Origin of the sequence: Bacillus sp. BP-3, from assembly GCF_028401955.1 — a bacterium.
GTDB lineage: Bacteria > Bacillota > Bacilli > Bacillales > Bacillaceae_G > Bacillus_A.
In genome coordinates this window covers 23,476-37,076 of record NZ_JAQOTJ010000015.1, presented here as the reverse complement: position 1 = coordinate 37,076, position 13,601 = coordinate 23,476, and the positions used below count along the sequence as shown (strand labels likewise).

Sequence of the window (13,601 nt, the reverse complement as noted above, 5' to 3'; positions counted from 1 at the left end):
TCATAGGAGGTTTAAATGAAAAGAATATTGCCAGGAGCCATTTTATCTTATACCCAGTATGGATATTTAAAAGTGCCAAAAAATATTAAAAGCCAATGTCCGAATTGTGGTAAATCAAGTGAATTTGTGTTGAAAGCGAATTTTTACCAAGTGAAAAAAAGCGGATTATTCGCAGAAGGGTTCTGTTCTGAATGTAAAAAACCATCAGAGTTTGTCATTATGTTTCATAATTGTTCAGATCAAATCAATGAAGTAGATATCTATATGTATAATCCTTCAGCTTCAAAAGATCCTTTACATCGACTCGAACACAACAAAAAAATTCCGATAGATCTTCTCAAATCATATCGCTCTACCTTAAATATCAGTCAGTCAAAAGATCATTCTGCTACTGCAGTAATGTCAAAACGAGTTCTTGAAGGTATCCTCAAACATTTCCTTGGGGAGAAAACGAATGGTCAGTCTCTTTCCCAGCAATTCGAAAAATTTCCAAAACATGTTGATTTAACGAAACCAATTCAAAATATTGGACACCTTATTCATCCGGACAGTCCTTTTTATGAAATGCTTGAACTAAAGCAAGAAATTGACGATGAAACGATTGTTTTATTAACAGAATTATTGGAAGTCCTGATCGAATATTTATTTGTACTGCCTGAAAAAATCGAATTGATACATGACAAAATTGAACAGAAATTGAAATAGAATTCACATATGCGACTATCCATTTGAGAATAATAATATCCTTTCATATAAAGTGAAACTTCTATCAGTGATTTTTTCATCCCAACTGACGGAAGGCCCGCTAATATACAAAAAAGAAGATAGCCACCTACATATGAGCTGGTTATCTTCTTTTTTTGAACGTGCTTTTAAAAAGTACATTATTATTTTAATCAAAAATCTCCTTTACTACCCAGCCGACTACGCCATCTTTTTTATTAAATTATACCCGGTGCAGCTGACATCAACGACAGACACCACATCTCCTTTACTTACACTTTGCATACTATTAGAGCGTCTGAAGGGGCCAGAACGTTTTTCTAACACTTTCATATTTAGCAAAATTAATTGTTGATTCTAAAGAAGTAGTTAGCAGTAATTTGAGATGAAGATAATTGTGATATTGCATTCCATAAAAAAGAATGTTACCCTAAAAATAGAATTATGAGAGGACTGATGAGTGAATAATGATTAACTAATCTATATTTTAATTTGAAATTAATAGCTTCAAACTACAAAATATAGGGTTAGTCTATCCATTTTTTATAAATCAGTTCATACTTTATTTGTCATAATTCCAATGATTAATAAGGACTTATTAAGTATAAGTGAAAGACTAACCCTTCCAATTACAAATTGGGAGGTTTTTTTATTCTCTTATAGGTAAGTTGATATTTATCCCGCTATTCGCGGGCAGTAATACTCCCACCTCAAAATTCGGCGAAAGCATTGTCCAGCTCCAGTGGCTAGAATGTTCGGTGGCTTCGCTTCTTCCTACGAGGTAAAAAACACCTCTACGTCAGAAGCTCCATCCCCCTCACATTCTGAACGAGCCACTTCCGCTTTTCTGAAGAAGTTAGGCGGGAGATAAACTGTCCGTAAAAGCCCGATTGGTTCAGCTAATAATCAGCGGGGGATGAAGAAAACCTCCCACTGATTAAAGTTTCACTTTATTAATCTGTAACTGTAACCGAACAAATAAAGGAGAGAGAAAAATGAGTAATTCAGACACTATTGTTACACATGTAATGCTCTGTATAAGTCGTTAATATCCATCACGCTTATATAGAGGAATTAAAAAATTGATGGATATTCCGACTTTATATGAAAAGGGTTAATATATAAAGGAGGAATTATTATGTCAATGATAAAAGTTCAAGACTTAACTTTTTCATACCCAGGTAGCTTTGATAATATTTTTGAAGGTGTAAATTTTCAAATAGATACGGATTGGAAACTGGGGTTTATTGGTAGAAATGGACGAGGTAAAACGACATTCTTTAATTTATTATTAGGTAATTATGAGTATAGTGGGAAAATCACTTCTTCGGTAGAATTTAATTATTTCCCTTATCCAGTTTCGGATAAGAACAAGTTCACTCATGAAATCCTTGAAGAAATTTGTCCTCAAGCAGAAGATTGGGAATTCCTACGTGAAATATCCTATTTAAATGTTGATGCCGAGGTAATGTACCGACCATTTAGAACATTATCAAATGGAGAACAAACAAAGGTGTTGCTTGCTGCACTATTTTTGAATGAGGGGCAATTTCTATTAATTGATGAGCCAACAAATCATCTAGACACTGATGCACGAAAGATGGTCTCTGATTATCTAAGGAAGAAAAAAGGGTTTATTTTAATTTCACATGACAGAATCTTTTTAGATGGATGCGTTGATCATATCTTATCTATAAATAGAGCAAATATCGAGGTTCAAAGTGGTAACTATTCTTCTTGGAAGTTAAATTTTGATCGACAGCAGGAGCACGAAGAGGCTACAAATGAGCGTCTACAAAAAGACATAGGGAGATTAAAACAGTCTTCAAAGCGTTCAGCAGATTGGTCTCATCAAGTGGAAGCTTCCAAAAATGGAACAAGGAATTCAGGATCTAAGTTAGATAAGGGTTTTGTAGGACATAAAGCGGCCAAGATGATGAAGAGAGCAAAGAGCCTTGAATCAAGGCAACAAAAAGCTATTGAAGAAAAGTCAAAATTACTAAAAAATGTGGAGAAAACTGAGTCGTTAAAATTAGAACAATTAAAATTTCAGTCAAATGAATTGGTTGTTTTGGCTGATGTGTCTGTTAAGTATGTTAACCAAATAGTAAATGAACCAATTAGCTTCATAGTTGAACGAGGGGACCGAATTGTACTTGATGGAAAGAATGGAAGCGGGAAAAGTAGTATCCTAAAACTAATTTTAGGACACCTAATACAGCATACAGGCTCAGTTAATTTAGGTTCAGGACTCATCATTTCCTATGTCGGGCAAGATACTTCTCATTTGAAGGGATCGTTATCGGACTTTATTGAAGAGCACGAGATTGATGAGACGTTATTTAAATCCATCCTACGTAAGATGGATTTTGACCGAATTCAATTTGAGAAAGATATATCTCATTATTCTGGTGGACAAAAGAAAAAGCTGCTTATCGCTAAAAGTTTATGTGAAAAAGCTCATTTATATATATGGGATGAACCATTAAATTTTATTGATATTTATTCGCGTATGCAGATTGAAGAGCTTATTCAACAATTTAATCCCACAATGGTTATTGTTGAGCATGATAAGGCATTTCAACAAACAGTTGCAACAAAAACTATATCTATATAGTTCAAAGTGAATGATTGAAGATATAATCAGTAAATTAAGTCATTAAACTATAGGGTGCTTTAATGGAGTGATGAAAAAAGCCTAATTTCTCTACAATAAATTGAGAAATTAGGCTTTTTAACAGGAAAAGTAGGATACATATTTACAGAATGCACTCATAAACGGGAATATGATATAAGACCATAAGGTTTTCCTACTATTTTAATAAAGAACTTTTTTATGTCAGGATAAAGAACTATGTGAAAATCAGGAACAAAGCATGAAAAAACAATAATTCATGCTTTGTTTTTTTATTTGTAATGATAATACCAAAAAGGTAAGGAGGATGAAATAAATTAAACATGAGATGTTTCAGATGAAAAGAAAACGTGAAACTTGTCCTTATGGTACATAAGTGTATACAGCTTATACATTGGCTGCATATCTTAAAATAACTGTATAAATCAATCGTGTCAGGAGAGATTGTATGAAAGTCATAATTTTGTGTGGGGGGAAAGGACTAAGGATGCAGGGGATTTTAGAAGATGTTCCTAAACCACTAGTTCGGGTACAGGGAAAGCCTCTCATTTGGCATATTATGAACTGGTATAGTAAATTTGGACATCAGGAATTTATATTGCCGTTAGGATATAAAGGGGAACAAATTAAAGAATATTTCATGAACTATAATTGGAAAGAGTCTGATTTGGTTTTAGATCTTCAAAAAAATCAGTATCAATTGCTTGAGGAACAAAAATCGTGGAATATAAAGTTCATTGATACAGGAATGGAAACAATGACTGGAGCAAGGTTGAAAAGGCTTGAAAATCATGTGCAAGATGAACTGTTTTTATTAACTTATGGTGACGGGTTAGCACATATAGATATTAATGAGCTTATAAAAATTCATAAAGAAAAAGGAAAAGTTGCAACACTGACTGGCATTAGGAAAAATAGTCAGTATGGTTTATTGCAGGTTGAAAACGGAATTGTTACAGAATTTAAGGAAAAACCCTTACTTGATAGTTTAATAAATGGAGGTTTTTTTGTATTTAATAAAGCGATATTTAATTACTTAAGTGATGAAGATACGTGTATTCTTGAGGAAGAACCATTGCGAAATTTAATAAAAAATAACGAACTAGCGATTTACGAATATAATGGTTTTTGGATTAGTGTGGATACTCCAAAAGATTTGAAGGATGCAAATGAAAAATGGGATCCTCATATAAAATAACTCAAAGGAGTGAAAAGATATTGAACTCTAATGATAGAAAAGGGAATGTACCTCGTCCATTTATTCCCTCTAAAGAAAAAATAAACTTTCAACTATCTCGAAAAATCCCTGTCAAAAATAGGTCCGCACATTCTACAGTCAATAAAAATATTCAATTAGATTCTAATAAGAACGTTAGACACGGCAAGCATCTTTGCGTCATAGTAGGAACAGAATATGTTTTAAAAGTAATTGCTTTACAGCAATCTTTAATGGAGAACACAAAAGAGTGTACATTGTGGATTTGTTGTATTGATTCAGTTGCTTATTCAATATTGAAGGAAATGAATTTGAATCAAGTCATGCTTATACGAGTAGAAGAAGTGGAGGATAATCGTTTAAAAAGTATTAAGGCAGAAAGAAAAGTTAATGAGTATTGTTGGACTTTGAAGCCTGTTTTCATAGAATATTTACTTGTGAATTTTGAATTACCATCAGTTCTTTACTGTGATGGTGATTTGTGTTTTTTCTCTAATCCTGCTGTTATATTTGATGAATGGGGAAGGGATTCTATTTTTCTTTGTCCGCAGAGGGATCGTGATTGGGTAGAACAAGCATATGGTAAATATCAAGCAGGATTAATCGGCTTTAAAAATGATTCTTACGGATTAAAAAGTGTAAGATGGTGGAAAGAAAAGTGTTTGGATTGGTGTAGTTCAAATCCTGACAATGAAAGGTTTGGAGATCAAAAATATTTGAATGATATTCCTGTTTATTTTCCGAAGGTAAAGATATCAAAAAATCTAGGAGTAAACGCAGCCCCATGGAATTGTATTTACAATAATAATTTTAGTGTTTCTAAAAATTTAAATGAAGTATATATTGAGACAAATCAATTAATTGTTTATCATTTTGCATGTATTACAATTTTTAGTGAAAGTGAATTTGATCTTTGGTCTTTAGGGAAAATTGACATACCTAACAATATATTAGATTGTATTTACACTCCTTATTTAAGTCGAATTCACTCCATTCTTAGTGAATTAAAGTTTAAAATTGGTGAAGATGCAAATAAACTTTTAAGTAGTAAACACATTAATGAAGCAATGACCCCATATAAGAATTCAAATTTAAGAAGACAAATGAATCAGTGGGATAATTTCTTGAATTTTTCATTCATTATAAGTCAAAAATATATTATTCAAGGGCTAACCTGTTATTATTCACTAGTAAATCAGGCAGAAAACTTTACTGTATGGATTTGTTGTATGGATGATGTAACTTACCAAACTTTAGTAAAGTTGCAGTTAAAACATGCTATTCTCATTCACGTTAAGGAGATAGAAAGTCAAGAATTCCTAAATGTAAAGAATCAAAGAAGCTTGAAAGAGTATTGCTGGACGTTAAAAGCCCCGTTATGTCTTCATATATTGCAACATTTTCCCGAAGTTGATCACATTATATATTGTGATGCAGATATGTACTTTTTTTCTAACCCTAACATAATTTTGCGTGAATGGTGGAAATATTCCGTTTTTCTATGCCCGCAAAGGGGTACAACAGAACTTGAAAATATACATGGTATGTATCAAGCCGGTTTAATTGGATTTAAAAATGATAAAAATGGTAAGGAAATTTTAGAATGGTGGAGAGATAAGTGTCTCGAGTATTGCGAAGATAAGTATGATGTTGAATTTAATAGATGGGGAGACCAAAAATATTTAAACCATATTCCTAATTTATTTTCTAATATTAAAATCATAAATCAAAAAGGGATTAATGCCGCTCCGTGGAATGTAATTTTAAATAATCAAGATATGATAAGGATTGAAAACAAAAAGGTTTTTGTAACTAACGATGAATTAATTGCCTTTCATTTTGGTAGCATGCAAATTTTTAATATGAATGAGTTTGATTTATGGAAGCATGAACATCTTAAAATTTCCCCATTAATTTTAAAAGAAATTTACGTTCCTTACATCGAAAGCATAAGAAACACATGCCATATACTCTACAATAGTCTTATAATGCACCTCACCCCATTATATGTAGAAGCATCGCATAAATTTTCAGTTAAAAACTATTATCAGTATACTTCCTTGATAAATTTAAACTATAAATGAAATTTTAAAATATGACGTTAGCTCATATAAAAACTATAAAAAAGGGTGTAAGAAAATAATAATGAATATCCTTTTTAAAGATTGTAAGATACTTGTTACTGGTGGATATGGATTTATTGGTTCCCATTTAATACAGAGGTTATTAAAACTTCAGGCAAATGTAGGCATTTTGACAAGAGAATCATCAAATTCGTGGCGGTTTAATAACGCATTAAGTAGTGTGGAAGTGTATAAGGCAGATATACGAAATAAAACACAAGTTCAAAATATAATAAAAAAATTTCATCCGGATTATATTTTTCATTTTGCTGCATACGGTGTGAATCCAGCTCATAAAGACTATATGAGTGCAATTGAAACAAATGTTATAGGGACTATAAATGTTATTGAAGCTGCTAAGTTAGTAGATTGTAAAAAAATTATAAATTTAGGAAGTAGTTCGGAATATGGAGATAAGAGTGAATTGATTGATGAAAACATGGTATTAACTCCTGTAGATATATACGGAAGCAGTAAAGCGGCGGCTACAATAATAGCTCATCAAATTGCTCGTGAAAATAATATTAACATAATAACCCTTAGACCTTTTGGCGTATTTGGAGAAATGGAAGCACCAAATAAACTTTTTGCTCACATCATTTTACAAACATTGCAAAACAGGAATGTGGATTTAACTCTTTGTGATCAATTGAGAGATTATTGTTATATAGATAATATTGTGGACGCTTGTATTCTAGCAATTGAGAATGATTCTGTGCAGAATGATATTTTTAATATTGGGAGTGGTGAGGTGCATCAATTAAAGTATTATGTAGAATTACTCTTTAGGCACTTACAGACGGATAAACAACCAAATTATGGTGCACTTCCTTATAGAGAAAGTGAGAGGTGGGTTCCTAAGCCGAATATTAATAAAGTTAAAAAGATTCTTTTCTGGGAACCGAAAATAAGTGTTGAAGAAGGAATAATTAGAACAATTAGATGGTATAAACGTAATGTGCATTTATATCCAAATTTATAGTTTAAAGGTGTGAACCGCTTGTTAAATCATAATTTTAATAATGTATTTCATGGAAAAAGGGTTCTCATTACAGGACATACAGGCTTCAAAGGTTCTTGGTTATCGATATGGTTGAGGGAACTAGGTGCGACCGTTATTGGATATTCTTTGGACCCTAAAAATAAAAAGGATAATTTTGTTCTAACAGATCTCCAAAGAGACATAATTGATTTACGGGGAGATATTAGAGATTTTAATAAATTGAATGATGTTTTTAGTAAATATAAACCCGAAATTGTATTTCATATGGCAGCACAATCACTTGTTAACTATTCATATCATCATCCCCAATATACGTACGACGTAAATGTTATGGGAACGCTAAATATATTAGAAGCAGTTAGAACACATGAATCGGTTAAAGTATGTATTATGGTTACTAGTGATAAATGCTATGAAAATAAAGAATGGGTTTGGGGATACCGAGAAAATGATTCTATGGGTGGGCATGATCCATATAGTTCTAGTAAAGGCTGTTGTGAACTTTTAATTTCTTCTTATCGAAATTCTTACTTTCCAGAGAAAAAATATGAGCGCCATCATAAAGTTATTGCCAGTGTTAGAGCAGGCAATGTAATTGGTGGAGGCGATTGGTCTGTAGATAGAATCATTCCTGATTGTATACGTGCGTTGGAAGCGAATCAAAAAATTATAATAAGGAACCCTCATGCAGTGCGCCCTTGGCAACATGTTTTGGAACCGTTAAGTGGTTATTTGCTTTTAACTGAAAAAATTTTAACAGAAGGAACACGTTTTTCGGGGGCATGGAACTTTGGGCCAAAACCAAGTTGCATTGTCCCAGTAGAAGAAGTTGTAATTCGTTTAGTAAAGAGTTGGGGATCGGGTAGTTGGGGGATAGTAGATGTACAAGAGGAGGAATTTCACGAAGCTTCATTATTGAATCTTGATATTAGTAAAGCAAAATTCCAACTGAATTGGAGCCCGAGGTGGTCTCTTCAACAGGCATTAGACAGAACGGTTGAATGGTATAAAAATTATAATATAAATACTAGCATGAGAGGGATATGTGTAAAGCAAATTCAGCAATATTGTCAATCATAAGTAAAGAGAATAGCACCTTTCATATGTTAGGAAGCCAATGATAAAAACGTGAGTGAAAAGGAACCTCGGGTAACGTACTCTTGTAAAGAGTCGTTAATTCAAGGTTTTGTTTATTTTTAGCGAATGAATTCATTTTTTTACTTCTGTTCTTGAGAGTAAGAGAACTACCTAATTTATTGATGTTGATTTTGATGAATTATAAAAAACAGGGAGTGCAATGAAGAGTAAGAGTCTCCATTTTAGGGAATAGATAAGAGAACATACTGTATATTTTATATTTTGACAGAAACGAATCCTATTTGATAAAAAAGTATATAATTCATTTGTTAAAAAGGAAGTGTAGCATGAATAAAGAAAAAAAGTATACAATTGTCGGCACTGATATTGATGAAGTGAAGAGTCTGAATAAGAACTCTGGTTTATCATATAACGAGGTAAAACAATTATTAGCAAAACAAATGAAGAGAAAGTGAATATACATAAGGCCATAAACACATTGTTTATGGCCTTATGTATATTGTTATAACTGATTACACATTAAAAAGGCACTTATTATAGGTGTATTTTCTTTAAATGCAAGACTAATTTGGCGATATTTTTTTTGCTTTAGTTTTTTTATTTCAATGTTTTTATGAGATTGAAAAAATAGTTCAGGTCCCATGCTTATTCCAATGTTTTGTGAAATCATATTCACAATCGTTTCACAATTCAATACCTCTAATATAATGTTTGGATATACTTCATGAGCAGATAAAGTTTCTACAACTAATGATTGATAGGGGCCTTTTGGCATAATAAAATCCATATTAGCGATAGTCTTTATATCAATTGTTTTCTCTTTAACAAGAGGATGATTTTCCGGTAATCCTAAGACAATTTCATCTTTTGTAATAGGTATGGATTGAAATTGTTTTTTTGTATTTTCTTCTATAATAAATCCTACATCTACAGTGCTATTATGAATCCACTCGACAATTTCCACGTAAGTGCCTTCAAATAGTATCACTTTAATTTCTGAATAGTTCTCTTTAAACTGTGAGAGCATTTTGGGTAATATTTGAGAGGCTGCACTTGTAAATGCACCTATTTTTAAAGTGCCCTCTAATTGCTTGTTTTGCAGAGAGATTTCTTGTTTAATAATAGATTCGCTGTTTAAAATTTGTTGTATATGAGGAAGGATTCGATTTGTAAAAGCAGTTTTTTGAATCTTTGCTTGTTTATTTCGATGCAATAAAGGATAACCAAATTCTTTTTCTAAACTAGAAATAGCATGACTTACTGCGGACTGTGTCATGTTAAGTTGTTCAGCTGCTCTTGTGAAATTTCCTAGTTCAACTACTTTTTGGAGTACCTCGTATCTTGCTATAGTCATGAGTTTATTTCATGCCTCCTATGCTAAATATTAATTTCACTAATCTTATTATACCCTTTACGATTGAAATTGGAATAATTACAAAAGGGTGATGACTTTGAAAAAGATCTTTTTATTAACAATAGGAATGTTTGCGTTAGGAGTGGACGCTTATGTAATGGCAGGGATTTTACCAAGTATTGCAGATGAATTTCATGTATCTATAGGGAAAGCGGGGCAGGCAGTAAGTATATTTACATTATGTTATGCGTTTGCAGCACCTTTGTTCGCTTCAATAATGGGTAAAACGAATGCAAAACATATATTATTAATAGCGTTGTCTATTTTCGTATTAGCCAATGTAGTAAGTGCAATTACTAACAATTTTATTATGTTATTAATTTCAAGAGGAATAGCAGGTATAGGTGCTGGTTTGTATTCACCATTTGCATCATCGGCAGCTATTACAGCCGTTCATGAAAACAAAAAAGGTAGAGCGCTAGGAATGATATTATTTGGAATGAGTGCTGGAACGGTAATAGGTGTTCCAATTGGTATATATATTGCGGATATTTATGGATGGCGAATGACAATATGGTTTATTATTGTAATCGGTGTAGTAGGAATATTAGGGTTATTGTTTAGGTTTCCAGTCATACAATCAACACATTTACCAACATTAAAAGAGCGGCTAGCGATGTTTCAAAACAAAGCTATTTCATTGGTCATGTTTATAACGACGATATTAAGTTTTTGTAGCTTAGGTTTATATACATACTTAGATTTAATAATAGCTTCTTATGGATTTGAAAAATCCGTAGTCTTTATATGGATGTGGGGGATAGGGGGCATCATCGGCAGCTTAATTATAGGATATGTGATGGATTTCTATAAGAAGCCTAAAATCATATTAATATTTTTAATGGTTATCATGTTTTTATCTTTAATATGTATGGGGATTTTTCAGCACATAGCAATTTTGGTAGCAATCTGTTTAATTTTTTGGGGGGCGACTGGCTGGGCCGGATTAGCGACTCAACAAAAAACATTAATTGAAATAAGCCCTGAACATGCTACTATTTCTATTGCTTTGCTTAGTTCTATTAATTATTTTGCTGGTTCGATGGGAACACTGGTAAATGGTATATTTTTAGAAAATAACATACCTCCTTTAGATTTGCCGTATTTTACAGCTTATATATTAATAATTGCGATTGGAATGCAAATTATTTTAATAGCAAAAAAGAAGTATAGAGAATTAAATCAGTAATGTATTGTTTATACAAAAATAGTCTAAGTCATGTATTTTGTCTTAGGCTATTTTTATTTTTTAATTTATTTTGGATAAAGAAAGTGAAATGAAAAAATTTATTTATATTTGCACAAACAATTTTATAATAATGGATGATATGGTAAGATTTTATGTATTGTGTGCATTGTGTGCATTATTATACAAGATAAGTATGTTTATTACGATAATGTACTATTTTTGTAAACCTTTTCTAATGAATTTCGTTTATACTTGTTAAGTGGAATTGGTAGAATTTCGAAATGTAAATATTTACATAGTTTTTAGAGAAAGATGGGGTGACTAGAATGCCCACACCAGTAAAGAAAAATAGTCGTTATATGGTTGGATTAGATAGTCTAAGAGGCTTAGCCATACTAGGTGTTATTTTGTATCATATCAATTTTAACTGGTTGCCTGGAGGATTTTTAGGTGTTACTGTGTTTTTTGTCCTTTCGGGTTATTTAATTACGGATATTCTTGTTGTTGAATGGAAGGAAAAAGGAAGAATTGACTTAAAGAACTTCTGGCTGCGCCGGGCGAGGAGATTACTTCCAGGAATGTTTGTCATGCTCGTTATAACCTTAGCGTGGATTACAATTTCTCATAGCTCATTACTTTGGAAAATGCGTGGAGATTCAGTAGCAGCTTTATTTTATTTTAGTAACTGGTGGTATATTTATCACAAGTTATCATATTTTGATAGTTTTGGTACAGTTTCTCCACTAAATCATTTTTGGTCGTTAGCTGTTGAGGAACAGTTTTATGTAGTCTGGCCGCTTATCATTGGTTTAGGACTTTCGTATGTAAAAAACCAATCACGTCTGACTTTATTTATTTTTCTCGGAGCGATTGCTTCAGCTGTCGCGATGGCAATGATATATGTACCAGGGGCCGATCCAAGTAGAGTTTATTACGGTACCGATACTAGAGCGTTTTCTTTACTGATTGGTGCAGCACTTGCTTTCATTTGGCCGAGCAGTAGATTGGCTCAGAAAATTATCCCACAAGCTCGTCTTGTTCTTGATGTAATTGGAGGGATAGCTCTTATTGTTATTCTCGGTATGTTTTGGAAGACGAATCAATATGAACCATTCTTATATCGCGGAGGAATGTTCCTTTTATCGATTGCTACGGCAATATTAGTTGCGAATCTTGCTCATCCAGCTAGCCGTATTAGTGTATTTTTAAGATTTAGACCTTTACGTTGGGTTGGTGTTCGATCTTATGGGATATATCTTTGGCATTATCCGATTATCACATTAACAAGTCCGCAAGGAAGTGCTGGGGAATTTCAGCTCACAAGAGCTATTTTTCAATTTTTTCTTATTTTGTTTATGGCACAAATTTCATGGAAATTTATCGAAAATCCAATTCGTAAAGGCGCATTGAAGAATTTTCGTTTGCGTAACTTTAGAATAAGAAACTTAGCGATAGGTGGTAAGTTAGCTTTAGTGTTTGCAATATTTGTTACGATGACAGCTAGTTTTGGTTTATCAACGGCAGGTAAAGCAAAAGAGAATACTAGGAATAAAGTAGAGTCGGTACAAACGGAGAAAAAAGATCAGCCTAAGCATCCAGATGTAGTTTTTGAAGAACCCGCTAATAAACCAGCAGAAAATAAAGAAGAAGTTCATTCTACGGAGTCTAAAGAATCTGCGACGATGACAGCTATTGGAGATTCAATTATGATCGATGTCACTCCAAACTTAAAAAATGCATTTCCTAATATTAATATTGATGCAAAGATTGGAAGGCAAATGTCTGAAGCGACCACTGCGGTTGACAGAATGAAAAAAGAGGGTACTTTAGGTCAATGTGTTATTATTGGATTGGGTACAAACGGAGCATTTACGACTGAGCAAATAACATCATTAATGAAGTCAATAGGTAATGAGCGTAAAGTTATATTGGTAAATACAAGAGTGCCGCGACCATGGGAATCAGTGGTGAATAACAAGTTAAAAGAGACAGCGTCAAAATTCCCCAATATTACGCTAGTTGATTGGTATTCAGAAAGTGCTGGGAAGAAGGAATATTTTGAACCGGACGGGGTTCACTTGACGAAAGCAGGGGAAGATGCATATACTACGCTTGTAGTGCAGAGTATTAAAAAGTAGAGTAATAGCAAATCGATATTATTTTACTTGCTATCACTTAGATGTGAAGAACCTTATTTTTA

The 13,601-nt window shown here is 32.7% G+C and carries 10 protein-coding genes; 9 read left to right on the top strand and 1 reads right to left on the bottom strand.

The window, feature by feature from the left end; translation table 11 throughout:
• The first annotated feature begins 15 nt into the window (after window positions 1–15).
• From PLX19_RS19945 to PLX19_RS19915, 7 genes are all read left to right on the top strand, one after another.
• Window positions 16–705 carry a hypothetical protein gene (locus tag PLX19_RS19945; RefSeq protein WP_272190535.1) on the top strand — a complete coding sequence of 230 codons (690 nt, stop codon included), beginning with the start codon at window positions 16–18 and terminating at the stop codon, window positions 703–705.
• Between the two features lie 1,156 nt (window positions 706–1,861).
• Window positions 1,862–3,340: an Lsa family ABC-F type ribosomal protection protein gene (locus PLX19_RS19940; protein ID WP_272190534.1), complete on the top strand. Its 1,479-nt coding sequence runs from the start codon at window positions 1,862–1,864 to the stop codon at window positions 3,338–3,340.
• 466 nt (window positions 3,341–3,806) lie between these two features.
• The gene (locus PLX19_RS19935) at window positions 3,807–4,556 is read left to right on the top strand and encodes a sugar phosphate nucleotidyltransferase (protein ID WP_272190532.1); all 750 of its coding nucleotides are present in this window, start codon (window positions 3,807–3,809) and stop codon (window positions 4,554–4,556) included.
• 20 nt (window positions 4,557–4,576) lie between these two features.
• On the top strand, window positions 4,577–6,658 hold the full coding sequence (locus PLX19_RS19930) for a glycosyltransferase (RefSeq protein ID WP_272190530.1): 2,082 nt from the start codon (window positions 4,577–4,579) through the stop codon (window positions 6,656–6,658).
• Window positions 6,659–6,719: 61 nt separating this feature from the next.
• On the top strand, window positions 6,720–7,679 hold the full coding sequence (locus tag PLX19_RS19925; RefSeq protein ID WP_272190529.1) for an NAD-dependent epimerase/dehydratase family protein: 960 nt from the start codon (window positions 6,720–6,722) through the stop codon (window positions 7,677–7,679).
• A gap of 18 nt (window positions 7,680–7,697) precedes the next feature.
• Complete coding sequence (gene rfbG / locus PLX19_RS19920; RefSeq protein ID WP_272190528.1) at window positions 7,698–8,780, top strand: CDP-glucose 4,6-dehydratase; 1,083 nt, start codon at window positions 7,698–7,700, stop codon at window positions 8,778–8,780.
• A gap of 344 nt (window positions 8,781–9,124) precedes the next feature.
• Entirely contained in the window at window positions 9,125–9,253 is a 129-nt protein-coding gene (locus PLX19_RS19915; RefSeq protein WP_272190527.1) for a hypothetical protein, read from the top strand.
• Between the two features lie 47 nt (window positions 9,254–9,300).
• On the opposite strand, the gene PLX19_RS19910 is transcribed toward PLX19_RS19915, so the two are convergent.
• Window positions 9,301–10,152, bottom strand: coding sequence for a LysR family transcriptional regulator (locus PLX19_RS19910; RefSeq protein ID WP_272190526.1), 852 nt, complete (start codon window positions 10,150–10,152; stop codon window positions 9,301–9,303).
• 97 nt (window positions 10,153–10,249) lie between these two features.
• Between PLX19_RS19910 and PLX19_RS19905 the strand changes: the two genes are divergently transcribed.
• Window positions 10,250–11,401, top strand: coding sequence for an MFS transporter (locus tag PLX19_RS19905; RefSeq protein ID WP_272190523.1), 1,152 nt, complete (start codon window positions 10,250–10,252; stop codon window positions 11,399–11,401).
• A 326-nt stretch (window positions 11,402–11,727) separates the two neighbouring features.
• Window positions 11,728–13,539, top strand: a complete 1,812-nt coding sequence (locus PLX19_RS19900; RefSeq protein WP_272190522.1) for an acyltransferase family protein — start codon at window positions 11,728–11,730, stop codon at window positions 13,537–13,539.
• The last annotated feature ends 62 nt before the right edge of the window (window positions 13,540–13,601 follow it).

Coding starts and splice junctions, on each gene's coding strand:
- PLX19_RS19945 (WP_272190535.1), top strand. CDS start 16: ATGAAAAGAATATTGCCAGGAGCCATTTTATCTTATACCCAGTATGGA.
- PLX19_RS19940 (WP_272190534.1), top strand. CDS start 1,862: ATGTCAATGATAAAAGTTCAAGACTTAACTTTTTCATACCCAGGTAGC.
- PLX19_RS19935 (WP_272190532.1), top strand. CDS start 3,807: ATGAAAGTCATAATTTTGTGTGGGGGGAAAGGACTAAGGATGCAGGGG.
- PLX19_RS19925 (WP_272190529.1), top strand. CDS start 6,720: ATGAATATCCTTTTTAAAGATTGTAAGATACTTGTTACTGGTGGATAT.
- PLX19_RS19915 (WP_272190527.1), top strand. CDS start 9,125: ATGAATAAAGAAAAAAAGTATACAATTGTCGGCACTGATATTGATGAA.
- PLX19_RS19910 (WP_272190526.1), bottom strand. CDS start 10,152: ATGACTATAGCAAGATACGAGGTACTCCAAAAAGTAGTTGAACTAGGA.
- PLX19_RS19900 (WP_272190522.1), top strand. CDS start 11,728: ATGCCCACACCAGTAAAGAAAAATAGTCGTTATATGGTTGGATTAGAT.